At 45.5% G+C, this 25452-nt stretch carries 20 protein-coding genes; 12 read left to right on the plus strand and 8 right to left on the minus strand.

What is annotated here, in order from left to right; genetic code table 11:
• Nucleotides 1-195 precede the first annotated feature (195 nt).
• A complete protein-coding gene (malT, locus tag RJD38_RS17110; RefSeq protein ID WP_065546695.1) occupies nucleotides 196-2952 on the minus strand; it encodes an HTH-type transcriptional regulator MalT in 2757 nt (918 codons plus the stop codon).
• A gap of 569 nt (nucleotides 2953-3521) precedes the next feature.
• On the opposite strand from malT, the gene RJD38_RS17115 reads away from it, so the two are divergent.
• The 5 genes from RJD38_RS17115 (at nucleotide 3522) to RJD38_RS17135 (ending at nucleotide 11787) form a co-directional block, all read left to right on the plus strand.
• Nucleotides 3522-5975, plus strand: a complete 2454-nt coding sequence (locus RJD38_RS17115) for a glycogen/starch/alpha-glucan phosphorylase (RefSeq protein WP_065546696.1) — start codon at nucleotides 3522-3524, stop codon at nucleotides 5973-5975.
• A 144-nt stretch (nucleotides 5976-6119) separates the two neighbouring features.
• Nucleotides 6120-8303, plus strand: coding sequence for a 4-alpha-glucanotransferase (gene malQ, locus RJD38_RS17120; RefSeq protein ID WP_065546697.1), 2184 nt, complete (start codon nucleotides 6120-6122; stop codon nucleotides 8301-8303).
• 287 nt (nucleotides 8304-8590) lie between these two features.
• Nucleotides 8591-10711 (plus strand): 1,4-alpha-glucan branching protein GlgB, encoded by a 2121-nt coding sequence (gene glgB / locus RJD38_RS17125; protein WP_406853493.1) that lies wholly within the window; start codon nucleotides 8591-8593, stop codon nucleotides 10709-10711.
• Nucleotides 10712-10826: 115 nt separating this feature from the next.
• Entirely contained in the window at nucleotides 10827-11213 is a 387-nt protein-coding gene (locus tag RJD38_RS17130; RefSeq protein ID WP_065546699.1) for an MAPEG family protein, read from the plus strand.
• A 61-nt stretch (nucleotides 11214-11274) separates the two neighbouring features.
• The gene (locus RJD38_RS17135) at nucleotides 11275-11787 is read left to right on the plus strand and encodes a hypothetical protein (protein ID WP_009733710.1); all 513 of its coding nucleotides are present in this window, start codon (nucleotides 11275-11277) and stop codon (nucleotides 11785-11787) included.
• A gap of 49 nt (nucleotides 11788-11836) precedes the next feature.
• On the opposite strand, the gene RJD38_RS17140 is transcribed toward RJD38_RS17135, so the two are convergent.
• Nucleotides 11837-12859, minus strand: a complete 1023-nt coding sequence (locus RJD38_RS17140) for an acyltransferase (RefSeq protein ID WP_065546700.1) — start codon at nucleotides 12857-12859, stop codon at nucleotides 11837-11839.
• A 213-nt stretch (nucleotides 12860-13072) separates the two neighbouring features.
• Between RJD38_RS17140 and RJD38_RS17145 the strand changes: the two genes are divergently transcribed.
• From RJD38_RS17145 to RJD38_RS17160, 4 genes are all read left to right on the plus strand, one after another.
• Nucleotides 13073-13663 (plus strand): TetR/AcrR family transcriptional regulator, encoded by a 591-nt coding sequence (locus tag RJD38_RS17145; protein ID WP_065546701.1) that lies wholly within the window; start codon nucleotides 13073-13075, stop codon nucleotides 13661-13663.
• A 155-nt stretch (nucleotides 13664-13818) separates the two neighbouring features.
• Nucleotides 13819-14664, plus strand: a complete 846-nt coding sequence (locus RJD38_RS17150; RefSeq protein ID WP_065546702.1) for an alpha/beta fold hydrolase — start codon at nucleotides 13819-13821, stop codon at nucleotides 14662-14664.
• Nucleotides 14665-14791: 127 nt separating this feature from the next.
• Nucleotides 14792-16180, plus strand: coding sequence for an SLC13 family permease (locus RJD38_RS17155; RefSeq protein ID WP_005593385.1), 1389 nt, complete (start codon nucleotides 14792-14794; stop codon nucleotides 16178-16180).
• Between the two features lie 252 nt (nucleotides 16181-16432).
• Nucleotides 16433-16828 carry a hypothetical protein gene (locus RJD38_RS17160; RefSeq protein WP_065546840.1) on the plus strand — a complete coding sequence of 132 codons (396 nt, stop codon included), beginning with the start codon at nucleotides 16433-16435 and terminating at the stop codon, nucleotides 16826-16828.
• Between the two features lie 66 nt (nucleotides 16829-16894).
• On the opposite strand, the gene speB is transcribed toward RJD38_RS17160, so the two are convergent.
• From speB to RJD38_RS17175, 3 genes are all read right to left on the minus strand, one after another.
• Complete coding sequence (gene speB / locus RJD38_RS17165; RefSeq protein ID WP_005593388.1) at nucleotides 16895-17824, minus strand: agmatinase; 930 nt, start codon at nucleotides 17822-17824, stop codon at nucleotides 16895-16897.
• Nucleotides 17825-19735: an arginine decarboxylase gene (gene speA, locus RJD38_RS17170; RefSeq protein WP_040757818.1), complete on the minus strand. Its 1911-nt coding sequence runs from the start codon at nucleotides 19733-19735 to the stop codon at nucleotides 17825-17827.
• A gap of 239 nt (nucleotides 19736-19974) precedes the next feature.
• Entirely contained in the window at nucleotides 19975-20331 is a 357-nt protein-coding gene (locus RJD38_RS17175; protein WP_005593390.1) for a DUF413 domain-containing protein, read from the minus strand.
• 247 nt (nucleotides 20332-20578) lie between these two features.
• Between RJD38_RS17175 and RJD38_RS17180 the strand changes: the two genes are divergently transcribed.
• Entirely contained in the window at nucleotides 20579-21460 is an 882-nt protein-coding gene (locus tag RJD38_RS17180; protein ID WP_005593391.1) for a LysR family transcriptional regulator, read from the plus strand.
• Between the two features lie 121 nt (nucleotides 21461-21581).
• Here RJD38_RS17180 and RJD38_RS17185 read toward each other — a convergent pair whose 3' ends face one another.
• Complete coding sequence (locus RJD38_RS17185) at nucleotides 21582-21785, minus strand: hypothetical protein (protein ID WP_005593393.1); 204 nt, start codon at nucleotides 21783-21785, stop codon at nucleotides 21582-21584.
• Nucleotides 21786-22009: 224 nt separating this feature from the next.
• Between RJD38_RS17185 and RJD38_RS17190 the strand changes: the two genes are divergently transcribed.
• On the plus strand, nucleotides 22010-23395 hold the full coding sequence (locus RJD38_RS17190; protein ID WP_156785365.1) for a DNA-3-methyladenine glycosylase 2 family protein: 1386 nt from the start codon (nucleotides 22010-22012) through the stop codon (nucleotides 23393-23395).
• Nucleotides 23392-23865 (plus strand): methylated-DNA--[protein]-cysteine S-methyltransferase, encoded by a 474-nt coding sequence (locus RJD38_RS17195; protein ID WP_005593399.1) that lies wholly within the window; start codon nucleotides 23392-23394, stop codon nucleotides 23863-23865. Before RJD38_RS17190 ends, RJD38_RS17195 begins: the two co-directional genes overlap by 4 nt.
• A 14-nt stretch (nucleotides 23866-23879) precedes the next feature.
• On the opposite strand, the gene RJD38_RS17200 is transcribed toward RJD38_RS17195, so the two are convergent.
• Nucleotides 23880-24059: a hypothetical protein gene (locus RJD38_RS17200; protein WP_081467356.1), complete on the minus strand. Its 180-nt coding sequence runs from the start codon at nucleotides 24057-24059 to the stop codon at nucleotides 23880-23882.
• A 103-nt stretch (nucleotides 24060-24162) separates the two neighbouring features.
• Nucleotides 24163-25362 (minus strand): DEAD/DEAH box helicase, encoded by a 1200-nt coding sequence (locus RJD38_RS17205; protein ID WP_005593400.1) that lies wholly within the window; start codon nucleotides 25360-25362, stop codon nucleotides 24163-24165.
• Nucleotides 25363-25452 lie beyond the last annotated feature (90 nt).

A 25452-nucleotide genomic window follows, 5' to 3' on the forward strand; every position in this document is an offset into this window, starting at 1 on the left:
GCCGTGTTGTTGGAATGCATTCTAGAGTGAGCGAAGATAAAGAAAAACCTTCTCATCATTAAAACATTATCAAAAAATAATTGATAATCCCGTTGTCTATCTCTGCGTAGCCCTTTTAGATAGTGATTTTTATGACAAATTAACCAAAGGCAATGCGGTCAATTCGTTGCCTCTTAGTTGTGAATCCACAGTGAATTAGTCGCCTATTAAGTTGAGTAATTTCTCCGCGGTCATGACGGCTTCTTTGCGATTACTGATATTGAGTTTCTGATAAAGGTTGCGAATATGAGTTTTAATCGTGGTGGCGGCAACGTCCAATTCATGGGCGATTTGTTCATTACTAAAGCCAGAATAAATCAACCCAAGCACCTGCCATTCACGTAGGGTCAGTGGACTGGTTCGCACTACCTGAGGGATTTCTGGATGGTTGACCAGCTTGGTGACAAACTCTTCATCAAAGTGGATTGAACGGCAACGCTGTGTTGTTGAGATAGCCTTGAGTAGGTGCTGGGCACGATGGCGTTCAAGATCGTCCAGCTCGGATTTATGATTGAGCTTATGCAAAAGAGGGGCGAGCATTTTTCCTTCAATGATGTACTGCCCAACAATACCGGTTTGATTGGTCAGTATCAGGGCATTTTTCAGGACTTGTTTAGCTTGAGTTTCATCGCCAAGGTGGATTGTTAAAACGGCTTCAAGGATCATATTGCGATTGGTATCGGTTACCAAGTGATGACAATCTGCTTGTTGTTGCAGAAATAACAGGGTTTGCTTGGCATGCTTGAATTGCCCTAGGTGGATTTGCACACGTGCGATATTACGCCATTGTAATTGAGTAAAATGATTGGCCGCGGTATCAGGTCGCTGAGTATTCTCTAGCCATTGCTGCATCGCACTTTGATCGCCACGAGATTGCCAATAAAGAATCTGCGATAACGAGGCATTGGCCGTCCAGTCTACGTGGTAAGTTGAAAGCTTGAGTAGATGATTGATCTGGTCGATAGACTTAGCAGCTTTGTCCAACTCTCCACGTCCAATTGCAATTCGTGCGAGCATGGAATAGCAATGAAGGTGATCTTTAGCTGGCTGATTTTCTAATACTCGTAAGCCCTCATAAGCGCAAAATTCAGCCTCATCCAGACGGTGCCAACTCCAAAGTAATTGCGAACGAATACGCAATAAAAATTCGTGTAGTGGTAGCTGTTGTAGTTGTTGATCTTCAATCAGCTTAAAGGCGTTTTCTTGAACATCATACGCGGCTTGAGCATAGCCTTGGGCGATCAAAATTTCGCTCTGTTGTAACATCGCCCACAGGGCATGATGGTGTACTTGATATTGACGAGCGAGCTTTTCGGTTTGTTGCATCATGGGGAGCGCGCGCTCAAGATGGCCAAGCACATGGTTTACTTCTCCAATTACCGAGGTAGCAACGATACGGCTGTGATACACCGTATTGTCGATCTGGCTCAGCGCCAGTTCTGCCAAGGCTAGCGCTCGCTCAGGCTCGTTCTGATTGATGGCAATTTGCGCTCGTAATGCGTTGAATTCCCCTTGGTCAGTGGCACTTAACGTGATGTTAAGGCGCTGCATCTCTTGGTCTGCTTGGTCAAGTAAGCGCTCGACATCGTGATAGCGATGCTGGCTTTGAGCCAACCATGCTTGCAGCATAGGCAAGATGGGGCGCTGATAAAGTACCTCATTAGGTAGGCGAAGAATCGCTGATTCGAGTGCTTCTAACTCGCCATTATTAAACATATTCCATCCATATTGCTGCAATATGTTTGCAATTAGATCACTATTCGAGGATTTTTTTGCATGAAGCAGTGCTTGCTGAGGCATCGCTTGTTTAAGCCAAGCGTGGGCCGCGGCACTTTGCAGTTGAGCTTCTTGCTGTGGAATCCGAGCATGACGTTCATGGCTGAGAAAGTCGGCAAACAAGTTATGAAAGCGATACCAATTGTTTTCATCAAGGCGATGAATAAACAAGCCATACCGGCTGAGAGCCTCAATGCGGCTGAGCGCATCTTCTTGTTGGGTGACTTGTGCGGCGATAGCGTCATTAAAATGGTCTAGTACTGAGCAGTGCAACATGAATTGTTGTGTCGCGTTATCAAGCTGGTCAAACACTTCTTCGACTAAATAATCCCACAGATGTGCTTGATTGAATCGAACGTGATCTTTGCCATCTGTTATTGGCGAGAGTGCTTGTGGCAAAGAGTGTGAAAGAGTGTGCGCTGATTGCAGTAATGACTGGCTTTGCTGTGTTGTTTGTAGCGCAATTAATTGCAGTGCCGAAGCCCAGCCCTCGACGTATTCACACAGGTAGTCTGTCGTTGTGCTATCGAGCTCATGTGTTAGACGCTGTTGGAAAAATCGACTGGTTTCTTCGCGGTCAAAGGCCAGCAAGTGGCTGTCGATTTCTATCATCAGATCGCGAACGCGCAGGTTGGCAATACCAAAAGATGGCGTGGTGCGGCTGGTGACGATCAGCGTTATTTTATCGGGCATATGTTTGATGAAAAAGCGCATTGCTTGATGGATCGATTCATCCTCAATCAAATGGTAGTCATCCAACACAACAAAGCAGGGTTTATCTAGCGTGTCCATTTCAGTGAACGCGTCACCGATCAGGTTTTCTAACGAGGCATATTGCCGTTTTTCTGCCAATTTGAGTGCATTAAGGCAAGCATTATCACTGGCTCTATTCAGTGCTTGCAGTAAATAGTTGATAAAGCGGAAGGCATCGTTATCGCTTTCATCAATATTGTACCAACCAACATGTTGCTGCTTTGCTAGCCATTGAGCGGCCATGGTGGTTTTGCCATAACCAGCGGGAGAGCGAAATAAAATCAGTTTGTACTCTGTGGCATCTTGCAGCAATTCCAGCACGCGAGGTCGTAAAATGGCGTTATGTAATCGCCCTGGACTGGTTAGCTTTGAAGGAATCCACATCTGATTTCTATCCTTGTCATGTTACCGGTTGAGCACCCTTTCCTTTGGGTTACCAATCGTTATCGCCATTTCTCTCTGGCGATCGCATTTATTGACTAATAGTACCGAACAATTATGTCAACGCGAGTAGCCGACGAGTCAGAGTTATGCTGAATTCACCTTTTGTGAGCGTCTACGCCCCATATTTGTGAACTTGATCAACTTCTTACTGCTGAGAGGCTGTTTTACCACGATAAATGCCGCAGTGGTGTTTGATTTTTATACAGGCAATGAATGTGATGAACTTAAAATACGTGATTAAATTAACACTTTGTGCAATCGCTTATTAGGATTCACCTAGCTTGTTAGTTAGTGATACGAGTTTTATTTGCGGGATAGTGTGACATAGAACGCTTAAATGAGCCGATACAGGCTATTTCTGTGATCTTCACCACTGGATATGAGTATCTCCTCTTCTTCATTTCATCTACGCCCTCACTACTCCTCCTCATTACTCGCAGGGGGAGGAGGATGTTTTGCTGAGTGCCGCCATGCACGATAGTGGTAGTAAAACAGCAAGGATTTCGCCAATGAAACCATTACAACAGACTCAATTTGATAAAACGTCATTTCAAAACAGCGTGAAAAAACACCTCAGTGCGACTTACGCGACAACTATCGAACAAGCTTCAAGCCGTGCTTGGTATTTGGCTATGGGACGCGCACTAGCAGAGCTGACGACGTTCGATCTGCTAGAAACAGAGCAAGATGAGCGCATTCGCAATGCCAAGAGCGTGAACTATTTGTCGTTGGAATTTTTGATTGGTCGTCTAACCGGTAACAACCTGATCAGCATGGGCCTATACGAACAGATAACGGAAGCCATGAATGAGTTAGGACAAAACCTGACCGATTTGCTTGAAGAAGAGCGAGACCCGTCATTAGGCAATGGTGGTTTAGGTCGCCTTGCGGCTTGCTATATGGATTCATTGGCCGCGCAAGAATACCCAACAGTGGGCTATGGTCTGCATTATGAATATGGTCTGTTTAAACAGTCTTTTGTTGAAGGGCACCAACAAGAAGCTCCAGATGCATGGTGTGGGGTTGAGGGATATCCATGGGAAATTGCTCGTCCTGAATTAGCTCAGGAAATTGGTTTCTATGGTCATGTAGAAGTGTACCAAGAGCAAGGACGTGAGCGTCGCCGTTGGGTGCCAAGCATGTCAGTGAAAGCGATGCCTTGGGATATTCCGATTGTCGGCTATCAAAGTGAAACCGTTTACCCACTGCGTTTGTGGGAATGTCGCGCTATTGCACCATTCTCTTTGGAGAGCTTCAATAATGGTAACTACTTTGAAGCGCAACACGCCTTGATTGATGCTGGTAATATTACCAAAGTCCTCTATCCAAATGACAACCATGAGAAAGGTAAAACGCTGCGCTTGATGCAGCAGTATTTTCATAGTGCAGCCTCGGTACGTGATATTTTGCGTCGCCATGAAGAGGCAGGGCATGATCTAGCTTCTCTGCCTCAATACGAAACCATTCAATTGAATGATACCCACCCAACCATCGCCATTCCTGAATTGATGCGTATCTTTATGGATGAGAAGGGCTTGGAATGGGCGGATGCATGGGCGATTTGCTCTAAGACCTTTGCTTATACCAACCACACGCTACTGCCTGAAGCGCTCGAAACGTGGAGCGAATCTTTGATTCAACGCTTATTGCCGCGCCATATGGAAATCATCTATCAAATCAATCACCTGTTCTTACAAGAAGTGCGTGCTAAGTGGCCGGGTGATGTTGCTAAGCAGCAGAAACTATCGATTATTCAAGAAGGTTTCCATCGTATGGTACGCATGGCTAACTTGTGTGTGGTCGGTGCTTATGCGGTTAATGGCGTGGCGGCATTGCACTCACAATTGGTCAAGCGCGACTTATTCCCTGAGTTTAATGAGCTTTATCCGGGGCGTTTACAAAATGTCACCAATGGCATTACGCCACGTCGTTGGTTGAAGTTCTGCAATCCGGGCTTGAGCCAATTGATCAGTGAGAAAATTGGTGATGAATGGCCAGCCAAGTTGGATCAGTTAGAAGCGATTTCTCAATATGCCAATGATGCGGAGTTCCAACAGCAGTTTATGGCAGTGAAAAAGGCTAACAAGCAACGTTTGGCTGATTGGGTGAAACGCAATATGGATATTGAACTGGATACCAATGCCATTTTTGATGTTCAGATAAAACGCTTACATGAATATAAGCGTCAACATCTCAATATGCTGCATATTCTGTCGCTTTATCATCGCCTGCTTAATGATGCGGATTTTGATATGGCACCAAGAGTGGTGATCTTCGCGGCTAAAGCGGCGCCAGGTTATCACCTCGCGAAACAGATCATCTATGCCTTGAATATGATTGCCGAAAAAATCAATAACGACCCACGTATCGGCAATAAGCTCAAAGTGGTGTTCATGCCCGACTATCGCGTGAGTTTAGCAGAGATCATTATTCCAGCTGCGGACGTTTCGGAGCAAATTTCGACCGCAGGTAAAGAAGCCTCAGGCACGGGTAACATGAAAATGGCGCTGAATGGCGCGTTAACCATCGGCACCATGGATGGGGCGAACGTTGAAATTCGCGAAGAAGTGGGTGACGACAATATCTACATTTTTGGTCTTGATATTGATGAGGTTGAACAGGTACGTAATGGTGGTTACAACCCGTACGACTATTACAACGCCGATCCATTATTGAAAGCGTCTTTAGATTTGCTGGTGGGTGAGGAATTTACGCCGGGTGAGCCGGGTAAATTGCGCGCGACGTTCGATAGCTTATTGGATGGTGGCGACCCGTATTTAGTATTGGCAGATTTTGCTTCTTATATTCAAGCGCATGAAGATATGGATAGGCAATATCGCGACCAAGCGGGTTGGGCGAAAAAAGCGATCCTCAACACTGCGCTGGTGGGGAAATTTAGCTCAGACCGAAGTATTCGTGACTATGTGAATAACATTTGGCAGCTACAAAGTGTGCAACGTTAATCGCTTTTGTAATTGGTGAATTGTTAATAATTGCTCGTTCAAGAGTCTCTTAAATGCCGTGTCATGCGGGACGCTCTTGCGATTAAAAGGAGTATGAGGGAACCGGTGGGCATACGCCTAAATCAAGTTCCTTTGGAGAAAGCGATGATAAATTCGAATACCTTAAAGCAAGTCGCTGAGATGGCGAGAATCGCCGATCATTACGTCAGTGCATGGGGGGAAGAGACTCCCGTGGAAGCACAAACCATTGAACGTCTATTAGCGGCATTAGGTTATGACACCAGTAGTGATGCGCAGCTACTCAGTTCAGCCAAGAAAAAGCATAAACCAGAGCTACTTCAATCCGCGATGGTCTTTCGTGATCAACAAGCGATAGAGATTCCATTGCATCTTGGAGTGAGCGCGCGTGAAAGTGATTTTAGTTGGCGTTTAGTCACCGAAACCGGTGAAGTCTATGGTGGTTATTTACAATCACAAATTGTACGTGATGAACGCGCTGAGGGTGGACCGCTAGTTTTTTCACTGCCGAATGATCTGCCTTGGGGATATCACCAGTTAACACTGGAGCGTAAGCGCAGAAAAGCGCCCTATACCATGACGTTAATCCGCACTCCTAATACTTGTTATAAACAAGCTGAGATGGAGAATGGCAAAAAGATGTGGGGGCCAAGTGTTCAACTCTACACATTACGTACCTCCCACAACTGGGGAATGGGTGATTTTGGCGATTTGAAGCAACTGGTGGGAGAAATTGCCCAGCGAGGAGGCGACTTTGTTGGTCTTAATCCTATTCACTCGCTGTTTCCTGCTAACCCTGAAGGCGCAAGTCCTTATAGCCCTTCATCGCGTCGTTGGTTGAATATTCTCTATATCGATGTCAGCTCTGTGGCAGAGTTTTCTTTGTGTTCAGAAGCTCAACAACTGGTTGGCAGCGCAGAGTTTCAACAGCGTCTGCAAAATGCACGTGATGCGCACTGGGTCAATTACAGTGAAGTGGCGAGCCTAAAATTGGCGGTACTGCCGTTGTTGTTTGCTGAATTCAAAAAGCGTCACCTTGATACGAATAGCGAGCGCGCTTCAGCGTTCCTCGATTTTGTCGAATTAGGTGGTGAAAGCTTACGTCATCAAGCGACGTTTGATGCTTTGCACAGCGTATTGCACGCGCAAGACAATAGTGTTTGGGGCTGGCCTGTTTTTCCTGAAAAGTATCGCCGTTTTGAGAGTAAAGCGGTACAACAATTTGTTCGTGAGCAACAAGATCTCGTTCATCTGTATATGTATCTACAGTGGGTGGCAGATAGCCAAGTAAACGAAGCTCAAACGTTGGCTGAGCAAAAAGGGATGGCGGTTGGGATCTATCGAGATTTGGCAGTCGGTGTGGCGGACTCTGGGGCTGAAACTTGGGCAGATAACGGCATTCTAGCCTTAGATGCCAGCATCGGTGCTCCGCCAGATATCTTGGGGCCATTGGGACAAAATTGGGGGCTGCCACCGTTGAATCCGCAGGCGTTGCAAGCAAGTGGATACGAGGCTTATATCCAATTGTTACGGGCTAATATGCAGCACTGTGGTGCTTTGCGTATTGATCACGTATTAGGATTGCTGCGTTTGTGGTGGATACCAAAAGGGGAGAATGCGACGAAAGGGGCCTATGTCTATTATCCAGTGGAAGAGATGTTGGCTATTTTGGCTCTTGAATCTCATCGTCATCAATGCAGTGTGATTGGTGAAGATTTAGGTACTGTGCCAGAAGAGATCGTTGATATTTTACGTGATGCTGGTGTGCACTCTTATAAAGTGTTCTTTTTTGAAACCTCTAAACAAGACGGCGGCTACCTTTCACCTGAACATTATGCGCCGCAATCTATGTCGGCATTGTGTACTCATGACATGCCCACTTTACGTGGTTTCTGGCATTGTGATGATCTCAAAATGGGTCAAGAGTTGGGTTTGTACCCAGATCAACAGCAGCTGGATATCTTGTTTGAGCAGCGTTTGAAAAGTAAACAGGGTATTTTAGATTCAGTGGCGTGGCACGGCCTTTTGCCGGAAGGAGTGGGTCGTGATGCTCAGTTTGTTCCGATGGATGAATATTTGGCGGAAGCGCTGCAAACGCACCTTGGATATGGCTCATCCACTCTATTTAGTGTTCAACTTGAAGATTGGCTACAAATGGACAATCCAGTCAATATTCCCGGTACGGTCGACGAATACCCTAACTGGCGTCGTAAACTATCGATGAACCTTGATGATCTGTTTTCTGATCCTCGGGTTAATCGAGTAGCTGAACAGCTCACACAGGCGCGTGCCAAGGCAAGCCGCACTTAAGTTATTGATGTGTATAGTTGCACTCGAAACTTCTGCATGGGTCACTCCATTGCAACCCAGTTTTGGGTACTATAGAGCGACATTATATGAAATATTACACCTAATTGATTAGGTTGATTCGCCTGCTTAACGGGATTATTGATGTTAAGCAGGCTTTTGCTTGTTTAGTGGCTAAACCAAATTGTTAGTCACTGCTAAGCCGAAAGTTACGCTAGGGAGAGAATAACTTGAACACCAAGACCGTAGACAAAATAACACAGGCTTATCAGCAACTTTCACAGGCCTCAATGGCCGACCCTTTTGCTTTTTTGGGGCCTTACCTACCGTTAAGTGAGGGCTCACTTCGAGTCTGGATGCCGGGAGCTAATAACGTTGCTCTGCTGATTGACGGTGAACCTCGCGTTGATTTAATCCGTGAAGATGATTCGGGTTTTGTGCTCACTCAGTCTCGCGATCTGCGTTTTACCCACTACCAATTAGCCGTCGATTGGAATGGTGCAGAACAAATTATAGATGACCCTTACCAATATCATGGCATCTACGCGGAATATGATGATTTACACACACCTAAAGCGATGTATCACCATATGGGTGCGCAGTTTGTTACGCTGGAGCGTGATGGAAAAGCGATTAGCGGTACGCGATTTTTAGTGTATGCACCGCATGCCAGTGCATGTAGCGTGGTGGCGGATTTTAACCATTGGGATGGGCGTCGCACACCACTACAACGTTTAGATTACGGTATTTGGGGGATCTTTATTCCTCACTTACCGGAAGGGACGCGTTACAAATTTGAGATGAAAGGGCCGCAGGGAGAAGGGTTGCCGCATAAGGCTGATCCATGGGGATTCTTTGCAGAGCAACATCCGTCGTTTTCATCGGTGACCTACGATCACTCTCGTTACCAATGGCAAGATAGCCAGTGGCAGCAACGTCCGGTGACGGAAAAGCGCAAGCAAGCGTTGTCATTTTACGAATTGCACCCTGGCTCATGGCGCCGAGATGAGAACAATCAGTTCCTCAACTACCGCCAATTGGCCGAACAACTCGTACCGTATTTGGTTGATATGGGGTATACCCATGTGGAACTGATGCCGGTTTCTGAGCATCCATTTTATGGTTCGTGGGGTTATCAACCGGTTGGATTATTTGCACCAACCAGCCGTTTTGGCTCGCCAGATGATTTTAAGTTCTTTGTGGATGCCTGCCACCAAGCGGGACTCGGGGTGATACTCGATTGGGTGCCAGCGCACTTCCCATCCGATGATCATGGCTTAGCTAATTTTGATGGTACGCCGCTTTATCACGATCCCGATCCGCGTCGCGGTTGGCACCAGGATTGGAACTCATTTATCTATGATATGGGCCGAGAGAATGTCCGTCGTTTCTTAGTGTCCAATGCTTTGTACTGGTTTGAACAATTCCATATTGATGGTATTCGAGTTGATGCCGTGGCTTCGATGCTTTATCTAGATTACTCGCGCAGCCATGATCAATGGCTACCGAATATTGATGGTGGTAACGAAAACTACGATGCCATTGCGACGCTAAAATGGATGAATGAAGAAGTGTATAAACACTTCCCGAATGCGATGACCATTGCCGAAGAATCGACGGCGTTTCCGGGCGTTTCTGCCCCTACGTTTATGGGTGGCTTAGGTTTTGGTTTTAAATGGAACATGGGTTGGATGCACGACAGTTTATCGTATATCCAACAAGATCCAGTCCATCGTAAATATCACCACAACACGATTACTTTCCCGTTGATCTACGCGCACAGTGAAAACTATGTGTTGTCGTTGTCACACGATGAAGTGGTGTATGGCAAAGGTTCGATTCATAACAAGATGCCAGGTGATGAATGGCAGCAAACGGCTAACCTGCGTGCTTATATGGGATACATGTATGGCCAACCGGGTAAGAAGCTTAACTTCATGGGGGCGGAGTTTGGTCAAACTGGCGAATGGAATCATGATGACCAACTGCAATGGTTTCTGTTGCAGTTTGAGCGTCACCAAGGGGTGCAAAATCTGACTCGGGATTTGAACCTGCTTTATCGTCAACAACCCGCGTTGTTTGAGTTAGATTGTGAGCCGAAAGGTTTTGAGTGGCGCTTACAAGATGCCGAAGATGCCAGCATCTTAGCTCATGAACGTATCAGCGAGCAGGGAGAGCGAGTATTGGTTGTGACCAACTTTACGCCAGTGCCACACGATGAGTTCCGTTTGGGCGTACCTCTGGCAGGTGATTATCAATTGCTACTCAATACCGATGCAAAAGAGTATGACGGTAGTGGTTATACAGTACATACAACAATCAAAACGGAAGCGATTGAAAGTGAAGGCCAAGTGCAATCGTTATTGATTAGCCTACCACCGTTATCGACGCTGTTTTATAAGTTGATTTAGTGACCACAAGCTAACCGATGACAAGCCCCTCTAATGAGGGGCTTTTTCGTATAAGGCTTCCATTAGCAAGCTGGTGAATATCTCCTACACTGATTGGTATAAAAGGAGAAATTGTATGATTACAGCGCTTTATGCAGCTTTGTTGGCAGTGTTAATGATGTGGTTGGCGGTACAAGTGATTAAGCAGCGTCGTAAAAATAAAGTGGCGTATGCAGATGGCGGTATTGAAGGACTGCAAATCGCGCGCAGTGCGCAGGGGAATGCGGTCGATTCGATTCCGATTACGGTTATTTTGCTGGCATTACTAGAGATGAACGGTGCGAATGTATTACTGATTCACGGTATAGGGATTTTGTTTCTCGTTGCGCGGATTGTGCACGCACGGGCGATATTAGCTCAAGATCTTAAAGGCCGAATCATGGGAATGAAACTGACATTCGCAACCATGTTTACCTTGGTGATACTCAATGTGGTCTATCTGCCATTTGATAAGCTGTGGTAGTCGTATTGCGACTGCGCCGAGCAAAGTGGGTCTCTGATACTGATTGCGAATAGGATAACCTATGAAATTGTCTTTGCCTCCAGCATGGTTATTGGTGCTGGTGGGGTTGGTGTTAAATATCTTGGCGATTTTAATGTCGAGTATTGTCCTCGAAGATCTTGGTGGAGAGGTAGCGCACTTATCGCAACAAAAACAAGATCATTTGTATTCAATTCAATTAGCGTGGAATAGTGTTGAAACCTTAGAGCGTAAACGTGAGTCTTTATTGCTTTATATGGCGCAGCCTCAGCCTATAGCGGAGGTGGCGCATGCAATAAGAATGGATCTGAATGATTGGTTAAATACGCCTATTCCACCGTTGGTTAAGCACAATGTGATGCAACTGATGGAATTAATTGATGATGCACAGCGGGAGTATCGCGATCAAATTGATGGCTTCTACTTAAACAATATCACGCTAAGTGAGCAAATGGCTCAACTGCAAGAGCGTATTGCTTGGTATCGTAACATCAGTTTGTTTCTTCAAGTGTTTGGTTTGGCGCTGATCCTTGCCCGTGATTTAGCGCGTAAATAAAAAACCGCAGCCGAGGCTGCGGTTAGAGGACGTTGTAAGGCTCTCGATTCTAGCGAAATAACCACTTACTGAGTGGTGTGCGCTCAATACATTTCACTAATGCTAATGTAATTACGACTGTGCCTGAAAAGACCAATGCGTCTTTTGCAGGCCCAGTGACTTCCAGTAAGCCACTCACATTCATCATAAAGATGATCACAGGCAAGTGGGCGACGTAAATCGGCAGTACCGATTTAGACAAGTTAAGCACCCATGGGGTGTTACCCAAATTTGGCTTTGCTAATAGGAATAAAAAGATTCCTGTTCCCCATAACATGGTGCCAAAGAGGAAGTCATTGCCATTGAATGGCTGTTGGTAAGCGACGAGCCAATACGCTTCGGCGAAGTGAATCGCCATCCCCACCAATGCAAGCACTATCGCTTGCAGGGCTGTCACTTGAATGTCCTTTTGTCGGATCACAAAGCCAATCGCAAACATTAAGGTACTAAAGAATGGGCCATTACGGGTGAAAAATGGTGTCCATAACTCGGTAATGTTCTGGTAACTGCCGGCCAGTACGCCATAAATGTACAATACTGCGGCGAACGGAATCAGCCAGTTGAGCTTGTCGGCTTTTGCAAATAGGGCGGTGATAAGCGCAGCAATCATCAGTGCGGGAATAAACCATAGGTGCACCAAGCCGCCTTCCAACAGGGTATTTAGCGGCGATTGTGCAAGAAAGCCCCAGTAACCACTGCGTTCAGCGATGTAGCCTTCGGTCATGAACTTGTATAGGTTAAATGGCATCGCAAGACAAATCACACTCCAAACGATGAAGACACGTAGCAGCGGAGCGCAGTAGCGTTTTACCGTATCGATTGGGGTTGCAGTGAGTTTTGGTTGGATCAGATAGCCTGAAATCAAGAAAAACAGCGGTACGGCAAATCGGGTAGATTGGTTAAAAATGTAACCGAACCACGGTGTGTCTTGATAGAGAAAGTAGCTCAGAAACATCTGACAGTGCATAGCCACAACGACGAAGATCGCAATTAAGCGACCAAGCTCGATACTGGTGATTTTTTTGGATTCCATAGTTCTTTTCTGGTTCATTGAAAACGCGCTAACGCTATCAGGAAAACGCTTGCGCGCAATGGATATCAATCAGTTTCAATCGTGATTTTGGATTAAAAATTCCTATTTCGAGATACAAATCAAGTTTGTGTTGGCCTATAAACTTAGCGATCAAGCTTGCAAATAAGTACGGTCGTGCTAAAAATAGAGATATCAAGGTAATATGGTCAAGTGATGAGTAAAGGTCGATTAACCCGCGAAGCCATCTTGGCGACGGCTTTTGAGCTGGCAAGCAAGAACGGATTGGAAAGCTTAACCATAGGTGAGCTGGCAAAGCAGTGCTCGATGTCTAAGAGCGGTTTGTTTGCCCATTTCAATTCGAAAGAGAATTTACAAATAGCAGTGATAGAGCATGCCAACCACGTGTTTATTCAACGCGTCATTGCGCCAGCCCGTACGCTTGGTGATCAGGATATCACCGACAAGCTCAAAACCTTGCTGGATAATTGGCTAGGCTGGAATCATTCATTTCAGGGTAGTTGCATGTTTTTAGATGCTTGGAAAGAGAATTCAAGCGCCAGTACGCCATTGCAAGTGGTGTTAAAAAAGACCGTTGCTATGTGGATTGATTACCTTGAAATTCAGGTTGCCAAAGGGGTTGAACAAGGACAATTTCGCCCCGACTTGGATGCTAAACAAGCCACCTTTGAGCTGTATGGGCTTTATTTGAGCGCTCATTTGTTCTATTCCATTCGTGGAGAAGAGGAGAGCCAAACTCATTTTTGGCAAGGTATTGAGCGTCTCATCAGTCATTGGCAAGTATGAAGCTGATCTGAGCAAAATTAGCCGTTCACCAGATTAAGAGATGCAAGCACAGTAAAGCTGTGTTGATAAATAGCACGGTCGTTCGTTTTTTTGTGTTTATCAATGTAGAGGAGCGATGAGTTGCAGCGGAACAAATTATTTAGGGAATCACGATAATGAGTGAAAAAATCTACTTCAATACGTCTAATAAGTTCAGTGTTAAGCGCAGCTTAGTCAACGTATCCACTCGCTTGCATCATCGTTTGGCGCCACATCACGCGCGTAATACCGCGCGAAAACTGTTGCTAACACCGCTGCGTACCAAACCAAAGAACAGCGCGCCGCAAGGGTTAGTGAAAGGGCAAGTCACTTCAAAAGAGGGCGTACTAAGCACATATTCATTGGGCAGCGGCCCTGTTTGGGTGCTCACGCATGGTTGGTCTGGCACCGCAAGCCAGTATTTCCCTTTGATGGAGCACATCGCTAGCCGCGGCTATACCGCATTGGCGTACGATCACCCGGGACACGGTGAAAGTGAAGGCGTGTATGGCCATATCCCGGCGTTTGTCGCTGGGTTGGAGGCAGTACTTGATAGCGTCGATGATGTGGCGGGCCTTGTCGGCCACAGTATGGGCACCGCTTCTGCGATAGAGTGCCATCATGCTAAGTTGGTTGATAAGCCGTTGTTACTTATTGCTCCTGTGCTGGATTATCTTGATAACCTGTTTGGCAGTGTGGCGCGGTCGGGCTACTCAATGCGCTTGTTTAACGATGTTGTGCAGGAAGTCGAGGCGCAATATCGTTATCCGATCCAATCCATTGATCCTTATCAAAAGTTGGCTCAGCGCCAATCACCTACCATTATTGTGCATGATGAAGGCGATAAGTTTACTAAGTTCTCGGTGTCACAGCGTGCCGCAAATGAGATGAGCAATGTTGTGCTGGTGGCGACACAAGGACAGGGGCATGGTCGCGTGATGATGTGCAAACAGGTGATGGATAGCTTTGATAACTTAATTTAAAATCAAAACCTTAACATTTATAACCATATTCTTGATATGGTTAACAAATTCGCAAAGCAAAATATTTCCTTAGAGGGTTATGTGGGATCATTTCAAATGCCTACTGGCCCTCACAAGGAAAATAATAATGAATAAAAATGATAGTGTCCCTCTACCGAGTAATACCCGAGAATGGTTAATCAACCGCAATAGCCTGATCATCTTAGCGGATATAGTGTTATTTGCAGTACTCTACTTTACCCTACCGTTTGAAGCAGAAGTGGTGCTTGGGCTGAGTATGCTGATCTTTGTTGCTATTCTATGGTTAACCGAAGCTCTGCACGTCACCGTAACCGCAATTCTTGTGCCGATCATGGCGGTGCTATTTGGCGTATTTGATACTCAAACGGCACTGAATAACTTTGCCAACTCGATTATTTTTCTTTTCTTAGGTGGTTTTGCTCTCGCGGCAGCGATGCATCGCCAAGGCTTAGACAAAGTGATTGCCGATAAAGTACTGATTATTGCCAAAGGTAAAATGAGTACGGCTGTGTTCATGTTGTTTGGTGTAACTGCATTACTGTCCATGTGGATCAGTAACACCGCCACGACCGCTATGATGCTGCCTTTGGTGTTGGGCGTGTTGAGTAAGGTGAATGAAGAGAGTGGCCATAAAACCTACGTATTTGTGTTATTGGGTATTGCATACAGTGCCAGTATTGGTGGTATAGCGACCATCGTCGGCAGCCCTCCGAATGCGATTGCTGCCGCTGAAGTTGGTTTAACCTTTACCGAATGGATGGCCTTTGGCTTGCCAACGGCGGCAGTATTACTTCCCGTCGCCATTGTTGTGCTGTATGCAGCATTAAAACCAGAGCTAAATGGTGAGTTTGAGCTTAATCATGAGCCAGTGCACTGGGACAAAGGCAAGGTTGTTACCTTAGCGATTTTTGCTGCGACCGTTTTCTTCTGGATTTTTAGTAAACCGATCAATGCCATGATTGGTGGTTACGCCAAATTTGACACCATTGTGGCTCTGAGTGCGATTGTCGCGGTCAACTTTGCTCGAGTGGTGCATTGGAAAGATATCGAAAAAACGGCCGATTGGGGCGTATTACTGCTGTTTGGTGGTGGTATCTGTTTGAGTAACGTCTTAAAAGCAACAGGGGCGAGTGTATTCTTAGCTAATGGCTTGAGCGAAATGATCTCTCATCTTGGATTGTTTGTTATCGTCGTCGTTATTGCTGCTTTTGTGGTGTTCTTGACTGAATTTGCCAGTAATACTGCCAGTGCAGCCTTGCTGATCCCTGTTTTCGCCAGTGTTGCGGAAGCGTTCGGTTTATCGCCGGTTATCCTGTCAGTGTTAATTGCTGTTTCTGCCTCGTGCGCCTTTATGCTGCCCGTCGCCACACCGCCGAATGCGATTGTGTTTGGTTCAGGTCATATACAGCAAAGCGAGATGATGCGGGTGGGGATTGTGCTTAATATCGTCTGTATCGTGGCCCTGACGGTGATAGCGATGTTGTTCTGGTCATAACGCTACGTACCCTCGAACCATCAAGAGTAAAAACGCTAAGCTTGCCTAGCGTTTTTTATGTGCAAAACAAATGGTCAGAATACGCAAGTTTGATAAATGATAAACGCAACCGAATGAATAGCTCGGATTCATCACAAATCCGAATTATTGTTGCGGATGATTGCCCCAAAATCGATGCGTAATACGATTCATCCATGGCATTTATTGCTAAAGTTTTTTGCATTAGGTCATTTTTATCGTTTGTGTAGGGATATGAAAAAGCACATTTTATTTTATGCGCTAGCGTTATTCTTAGTGGGTTGTGGTGGCCCATCAGAAAAGCAAATGCTGCAACAGTATGTCGACTATACCCAGTTTAATCACGATATGCCGGCTTTGTATGAAGCGAGTAAGCATAAGAAGCTTGATGGCTATGAGGAATCGGAAACGCTCTATATCGCTGACATGAGCCATGAAATTAGATTTTTGATGGATTTCGACCAATTTAGCCACTATATCAACGAAAGTGCTGGTTTTTTTGCCCCTGTTTACTTGATGCAGATCCGCACGGAGTTTGGTGATTTTAAACAGGGTGACGTGAAGAAAATGACCAACACGATCACTTTTGTGAAAAAGGAGAGTGGTTGGACGTTGTTTCAACCGAATTGAATCGAATATAAAAAAGAGCCTGTCGAATGACAGGCTCTTTTTGGTCAAGCGTTGAATTTGGCGTGATTACTCAGCCGCTTTCTTGTTTGATGCCCAAGCGTACATTAACTCAAGCGCGACAGTCGCGCCTGCAAGTGCCGTTACATCGCTGTGGTCGTATGGCGGTGATACTTCAACCACATCCATACCGACGATATTCATACCAGCAAAGCCACGTAGAATTTTCAGCACTTTGTCTGAGTTCAAGCCACCGCAAACTGGCGTACCGGTTCCCGGAGCAAAAGCAGGATCAAGACAATCGATATCGAAGGTAACGTAAACAGGCTTGTCGCCAACGATGCCACGTACTTTCTCAACGATTTCTGTTGCCGTCATGTCATTCGCTTGCATCGCGTTAATCACATTGAAAGCGTGATCTTGCTGTTCATACTCAGTACGAATACCGATTTGCACAGAGTGCTTAGGCGAGATAAGGCCTTCTTTCGGCGCATGGTAGAACATGGTGCCGTGGTCGTAAGCGCTGCCATTCGCATAGGTGTCAGTGTGGGCATCGAAGTGAATCAATGCCATCTCACCGTGGTGTTTCGCGTACGCACGCAGAATTGGTAGTGTGATGAAGTGATCACCACCCAACGCCAGCATGGTCTTGCCATTTTTCAAAATTTCACTGGTTGCTTTTTCTAAGCGGTAAGTGAAGTCTTCAGCATCGCCACAATCGAATACTAGATCACCAGCATCAATAACTTTAGCGCGATCAAATACATTGAAATCCCAAGGGAATTTTTTACCTTCCCATGCAAGATTTACTGATGCTCTACGAATTGCGTCTGGGCCCATACGTGCACCAGGACGACCCGATGTTGCCATATCCAGAGGCACACCTAGTACCACCAAATCTGCATCACTGCCGATAGGGTTACGTAGGTAAGGACGGCGCATAAAGCTCATCGAATTCGAGTAGAGTGAATAATCGGTTTTGCTAAACAAATCATTCATTTAAAAATCCTCTAAATAGGTGTAACCACATAGGCCTTGTTCTAGCTCTTGCAGTACCTGTTGTTGTTCTTGTTGGTTAACTCGCTGGTTAACGAGCTCGCGATAATGCTCGCGAATGTCCTCTACGTCAATGTGAACGTAACGAAGCATGTCTTCAACGGTGTCACCTTCATCGATTCGTTCAATGATTGCTTCACCATGATCGTTGACGGTAACCACTGCGCTGTGAGTGTCACCAAACAAGTTATGCATGTCACCTAAAATTTCTTGGTAAGCGCCGACGAGGAAGAACCCCATCAAATAAGGCTTGTCTGTGCTCCATGCTGGTACTGGTAACGTTGTCTCAATACCTTGCCCTTCAACATACTGTTCGATGGCGCCATCTGAGTCACAGGTGATATCTAGCATTACGGCACGGCGGTCTTCTAACTCTTCCAAACCTGACAGAGGAAGCACAGGGAAGACTTGGTCGATACCCCATGCATCTGGCAATGATTGGAACAACGAGAAGTTAACAAAGAACTTATCCGCTAAGCGCTCATTTAGCTCATCGAGAATCGGACGATGGAAGCGGTTCTTGGTGCTCAATGCACGTGTCAGTTCAAAGTATATACGTAGTGAAACTTGTTCAGACCAAGCGCGTTGCGGCAGATTGAGTAGACCCATCGCAAATTGTGAGTGCACTTCAGATAAGTCACTTTGTGTGTCGTTGTAAATTTCAATCAATGCACGCGCGTCGCTGCCTTCTTGCAATGCTTGCAAATTACGCCACATATTTTGCAGTAGCGTAGGGGCGTCATCTTGCGGGGCTTCGATATGCTCAGGCTGATACGTTTCAGTGCCGATTACGTTGGTGATCAAAACAGCGTGGTGCGCAGTCAATGAACGGCCAGATTCAGAGATAATTACTGGCATTGGCTGACCGTAATCTTGACATACATCACCAACGGTTGAGACGATATTGCGTGCGTACTCAATCAGCCCATAGTTCATTGAGCTTGAAGATTGGCTGCGTGTACCATCGTAATCCACTGCGAGGCCGCCACCGATATCAAAGAAATCGATTTTTGCGCCCATTTCGCGCAGTTCACAGTAGAAGCGTGCAGATTCATTCACCCCATTGCGAATATCGCGAATGTTGGCCATTTGTGAGCCAAGGTGGAAGTGAACCAGTTGCATCGCATCAAGTTGATCTTCTTTCTTTAGACGCTCGATAACAGTCAATACTTGAGAGGCAGACAAACCGAATTTCGATTTCTCACCACCACTGGCCTGCCATTTACCTGCTCCTTGTGAGGCGAGGCGAATGCGAATACCTAAACGTGGTTTAACCCCTAAGCTTTTCGCTTCAGTGAGCACTAGATCAAGTTCTGACAATTTCTCAAGTACGATGAAAACTTTGTGACCTAGCTTCTCACCTATCAGGGCAAGACGAATGTATTCACGGTCTTTATAGCCGTTACACACAATCACAGAGCTGGCTTTTTGCGCCAAACCTAACACGGCAAGAAGCTCAGGCTTACTGCCCGCTTCGAGACCCAATTGTTTGGTTTCCAAGCTCGCTTGGCTGGCAAGGATTTCATCAACCACTTCTTTTTGTTGGTTGACCTTAATTGGGTAAACCAAAAGATAGTTGTTCGGGTATTGATACTCTTCAATTGCTTGGTTGAAAGCCTGACAAATACCATGCACTCGTTGGTGCAGAATTTGTGGGAAGCGAACCAACACAGGCAAATTAAGCTGCTTTTGCTCTAATTGAGTAACAATCTTGCTTAATGGAATTTGGTGCGCTTTGTCGGTGGTAGGAGATACGTACACTTCACCTTGGTTATCAATGCCATAGAAACCTTGGCTCCAGTAATGTACGTTGTAATCCGCGCGCACGCGGTCTAATTGGGATGTTTTTTCCACATCTATTCTCACGAAAATAGAGAGAAGAACATGAATCAGATTACGCTGATATCACACCTGACACGGCGTTGTAGGGCTTACGTGTCGCGCGCATTAACGGATAAATGGCAGACGGAGTAAAACAAATAAAAATTATCGATTCGACAACGGAGTGTTGAGTAAAAAATATGCCTAAATTGCTCTAAATTCAACTTGTTTAGCAATAAAAAAACGCCCCAAAAATTGGAGCGTTTTTTTAATTAATCTTCTTCAACTAGGCTGCTATCTTCTGAGTAGTCTTCAGATGCATCTGGTTTGGTGCGACCATTTAAGGTGTGGAAGCGTTTACGGCCTCGGGCAAGCTGAATGTACTTCAACCAAATACGCTCAAGTTTCGTTTTCGCTTTACCTGGGTTCTCAATGACTTTAACAAAGTGCTTCTCTTCCGCATTTTGTGGAGAGAGCTCCCCTGTTTCTAAGCCAAACATGGTGTCGCCGTAGAGCGTTAGGATTTCTTCTTCGGCAAGTGTAAAATCACCGGATTTGGCAAAACCACGTGGAAATTTCGTGTTGTCGTAAAAACGTTTCTTGCCATGACGAAATTCAGTGTCAGACATTTCGATAAACCTCAAATGGTATGGAATGGACTAAAGACCAGTGCCATTGAGCCTTGATATCAGTGCGGCCTAATCAGCATTGGTATATGGCGAAAATTAGGCGTAAAGTAAGCAAAAGAAAAACAAAATATTTTTATCATATCCATTAATTTATATCGTTAAATACATGTAACACTTTACACTTTCTTGCTTTATTAATTTAGGATTTCCCTGTTAATCTTGCTGCGTCATTTTCTGAGGTATAACAATGGACGTAAAAGTCTTTAGAACATTTTTAGAGTTGGCAAAAGTACGTCATTTTGGGCGTGCTGCTGAAAACTTATACATTACACAAGCTGCCGTAAGTGCACGTATTAAACAGCTCGAAGGTTATTTTGATACTCAGCTTTTTATTCGTGACCGTAATAACATTAAGCTAACATCCGCTGGGGAACGTTTAGTTAGCTATGCAGAGGTGATGGTGACAACGTTGCAACAGGCAAAGTTAGAGCTGTCTCTAGAAAGTGGCAAAAAGTTGCAACTCACCATGGGTGGAACGCCCAATGTTTGGGATGCTTACCTACAAAACTGCTTGAGTGCGACCACTGAAGCGTTTGATGGGTATGGATTTATGGCGGAAGTGATGGGGCGCGAATCGTTGGTTCGTAGCTTACAAGAACGCACGCTCGATATGGCCTTTGCTTTTGATCAAATCAAAGCAGATGAATTGAATTGCAAGAAAGTCGCTGACGTTGTTCTTCTTTTGGTTTCCACCGACTCTCATGCATTCAATACTGTATTTAGTGATAAATACGTTTACGTGGATTGGGGCACTAAATTTGCCTCTGAACACGCTGAGCGTCATGCAAAAGTACCTGCGCCATATTTGCGAACCTCGACTGCTCGTATTGCCTTAGATTTTATTTTGGAAAAAGGTGGTAGTGCATATCTACCTGCTTCATTGGTAGAGCCTTTCTTAGCGAGCGGCCAACTGCATAAAGTGGAAGGGGTAGAAGAGTGGTGTCGCCCAATCTATTTGAGCTATCGTAAAGCCAGCACATCAGTTGATGCGATCAAACAAGTCGAAGAGTTAGTAAAAAACATCGACCCAATTACCGCTTACAGTTTGCAAAACGCAGCTGAGAGCTGAGAGCATTAACCTTTAAAAAAACCTCGTCATTGAACGAGGTTTTTTTGTATCTAGTGATCATTAATACGGCAAATAATATCAATTTGGATAACTAAAATAAGCCAGAACGATCAAGGCCCTATTAAAGACTCATCAAACTTTCGATTGATTCTTCAATCGAGAGCGCTTGATAGTTGTGAATGGTAAGGCCTTCTAACGCTTGGATTTCTATTGCATTAATATTGGTGATGCCATGAGAATCAATGACGCCAAGCGATTGTTCGACAGTTTTACAGATATGTTTTGAGTGATCGCGAAGCACGATGGTGCATGAGTGTAAGTTCATAGCCAACTTCCTATTGCTTATCCTTGCAACGCTTGTCTCGTTACGGCTCTTGAAACAAGTTCCTTCACTAAAGTTAGTTAAGGAATGTGAGATAGGCAACTGGATGTTTAAATTATCAGTTAAGCCTCTGATTCTGGACTATTGAGTTCCGAATGTGGCTATAAAAATCGGTGGTTAGGGGTAAACTAATGGATAGAAACGGCGTAGCCAGAGGGTAAACAACCATGCCAGATATTGATTCAATGGCCCATTCGCAAGGTAAACTGCATCGCCAATATCAGCGGGCACGACAAGCGCGAGATGCTCGTTTTGATGGTCGGTTTTTTGTTGCCGTGAAAACCACCAAAATATTTTGCCGGCCCATTTGCCCGGCTAATTTACCCAAAGAAGAAAACGTTGAGTATTTTGATGACGCAGCTCAGGCATTACATGCGGGTTATCGACCTTGTTTACGCTGTCGCCCTGACAGTGCGCCTAATTCGTGGGCATGGCAAGGAACAGCAACATCATTTGAACGCGCATTAAAGCTGATTGAGTTAGGGGAGTTGCAACACACCACTTTGGATAAACTGGCTGAGAGGCTTGGCATTACAGACCGATATTTAAGGCAATTGTTCCAGCAGCGGTTGGGCATGTCACCGAAACAATACGCTTTGTATCATCAATTGATGTTCGCTAAGCAGTTACTCCACAACAGCAATATGAGCATTACAGATATCGGTTTTGCCAGTGGTTTTAATAGTACGCGCCGCTTTAATGATGCTTTTCGTAAGGCGCTCAACTTAACACCAAGTGCACTGCGTCGAGCTTCGCATTTGCCCGTTGAAACGCACACTATTGAGCTCAGTTATCGTGGCGCCTTTTATTGGCAATATGCGCTAAATTTTTACCGCCTACGTGCTATAGAAGGTTTGGAGTGGGTGGGGGAAAGTGACTACCAGCGCCGCTTCCAACTTGGTGAAGCATCGGGAATGTTGACTGCTCATTTTGCTCGCAAAGCCAATACGGTGCAGTTAGAGTTTGAATTATCGGATATCAGCCAGCTAAAAGCTTTGGTCAATCAAGTTCGCCGTATGTTGGATTTGGATGCAGACACCGATGTGATTGAACAACACTTTCACACTTTGGATCCTCGTTTTGTTCGTTATTCGGGGCTACGTATCCCAGGAGTATGGAGTGCGTGGGAAGCCGGTGTTCGAGCCATTCTTGGTCAACAAGTCTCGATCAAAGCGGCGATCAATCAACTTAATTTATTGGTGAGTACATTACAACCGCAGGGGGTCACTCATTTTCCCAGAGCCAAAGAGGTCGCTGAGGCCGATTTGAGCTTTTTGCGTATGCCGCAAAGCCGTAAAGAGACGTTGAAACGTTTTGCCGAGTTAATGGTGGGTGATCCCGACGCTGACTTTTCTCAATGGTTGGCAGTGAAAGGGATTGGACCTTGGACAGTGAACTACGCTGCGCTGAGAGGGTTATCTCAACCAGACTGTTTTCTTGATGGGGATTTAGTGGTGAAAAAATCACTACAACAATTTCCCTCCATCAATGCGACTGCCGTTGCTCCATTTGGTAGTTACGCGACTTTTCATTTATGGAGTCATGCAGGATGAAACGCTACACCATAATCGATAGCCCATTAGGGAAAATAACACTTCAATCGAATCAGCTTGGCTTAACCGGAGTGTGGTTTGAAGTGAATACCACCTTGCCGAGCGAGTTGGGTGAGCGTGATGATAGTGATGCACTGTTGTTGGCTGCGAAAACACAATTGGAAGAGTATTTCCTTGGTATTCGAAATCAATTTGATTTGCCGCTGGCTGCGGTTGGCACTCCGTTTCAAATGAAAATTTGGCAGGCGCTAACCACGATCCCATTTGGTGAAACCTGGAGCTATCAGGATTTGGCGAATGCGATTGGCAATCCTAAAGCTGTGCGGGCAGTGGGGCTCGCTAATGGTAAAAACCCGATCTCAGTGATTGTGCCATGCCATCGTGTGATTGGTAAAAACGGTAAGTTGACCGGCTATGCAGGCGGTGTCGAGCGAAAAGCGGCACTGCTCAAGTTAGAACAGGGGCAATAGTCTAAATTGGCTGGTTATGATTTTGGGTGACTGGGTGGTATCGGATAATTGGCAGGATCGAACAGCGGCTTTTTCGGGCTAAAATAGTCGCAAGCCTTACGTGTTGCTAGTGTGGGTTGTTCCCATGCACCACACAGATCTTTTTGGTTGTCGCGAGTTCGGGTGAATTGGCGACACTGTCCACATTTAAACATGATTGATTCCTTTCAATCGAGATAAATTTAAGTGCAGACAGTGTAAAACCAGTACGAGTTCTAGCCTTTGATCTCAGCGACTATTTTCGATGAAATCAACCGACTATTTATTCTCTTTGGCTTCGCGTTTGTGTTTAGGCACGTAGTTTAGAATCGAAATTGGTAGCGGTTTATTTGGCACAAAGCCTTCAATTTCACGACGTTCAAGCAGATGGCCTAAACGGCTTTCAATCATGCACAAGTTTTTGAAGTTATCGCGAGAAACAAAAGAGATCGCTTCACCACGCGCATCGGCACGACCGGTACGGCCAATACGGTGCACATATTCATCGGCAGGGAATGGCAAGTCGTAGTTGATGACACGCGTTAAGCCTTCAATATCAATACCGCGTGCGCCGACACCCGTTGCGATCATGTACTTGATTTTGCCTGCTTTGAAATCTTGCAGAAGTTGTGAACGCACCGCTTGGCTACGACCACTGTGGAATGCTTCCGCTTCGATACCGCGTTTTTCCAGTTGCTGCGCTAATTTAGCCGCACCGTGTTTAGTTTCGATGAAGATCAGGGTTTGATCCCAATCATTCTCTTTAATTAGGTGGCTAAGTAGCGCTGATTTTTTGTCTTTATCAACTGAAATTAACCATTGCTCAATGCTTTTCTTTGACGCTTGGTTAGCGGCGATTGAAATTTCAAACGGGTTGTAAACGGCGGTCTTGGCGAGTTCACGAACTTTGTTTGACAAGGTTGCCGAGAACAGTAGGTGCTGAATGTCGGTCGGTAAACGGTCAAGGATCTTGTTGATGTCTTCGATAAAGCCCATGTCTAACATACGGTCTGCTTCATCAAGAACCAAAACCTCAACTTCATCAAAATGGACCGCGTGTTGACCATAGAGATCAAGTAGGCGACCTGGTGTCGCAACCAGAACATCGACTCCTTCGATCAAAGCTTGTTTTTGTGATTTTTCATCCACGCCACCGTACATTGCCAGTGAGGTAAGTGGAAGGTTTTGACCGTAATCACGGACTTTCTCTTCCACTTGGCAAGCAAGCTCACGAGTTGGTGTTAGAATCAGTGCGCGGATGCGTTTTTTACGCTGAGTTTCGCCTTTGCTCAGTTTTTCCAAGATAGGCAATACGAAGCCGGCTGTTTTACCGGTACCGGTTTGCGCTGCGGCAAGTAGGTCTTGGCCTTTTAAAATCTCAGGAATCGCTTTGATTTGAATCGATGTTGGCTTGTTATAGCCAAGCTTCGTTAGGGCGTCTGTGATTGGTTGGCTTAAACCAAGTTTTGAGAATGGCATGATTGAACTCTGCATCAAAAAGGTGGAAAGGGGCAAAAGGCCCCTTGTAATCGCGCTGAGTTTAACATGAAGCCTTCAGAGATGTTACGG

The organism is Vibrio scophthalmi, assembly GCF_040869025.1.
In the GTDB taxonomy this organism is placed as follows: Bacteria; Pseudomonadota; Gammaproteobacteria; order Enterobacterales; family Vibrionaceae; genus Vibrio; species Vibrio scophthalmi.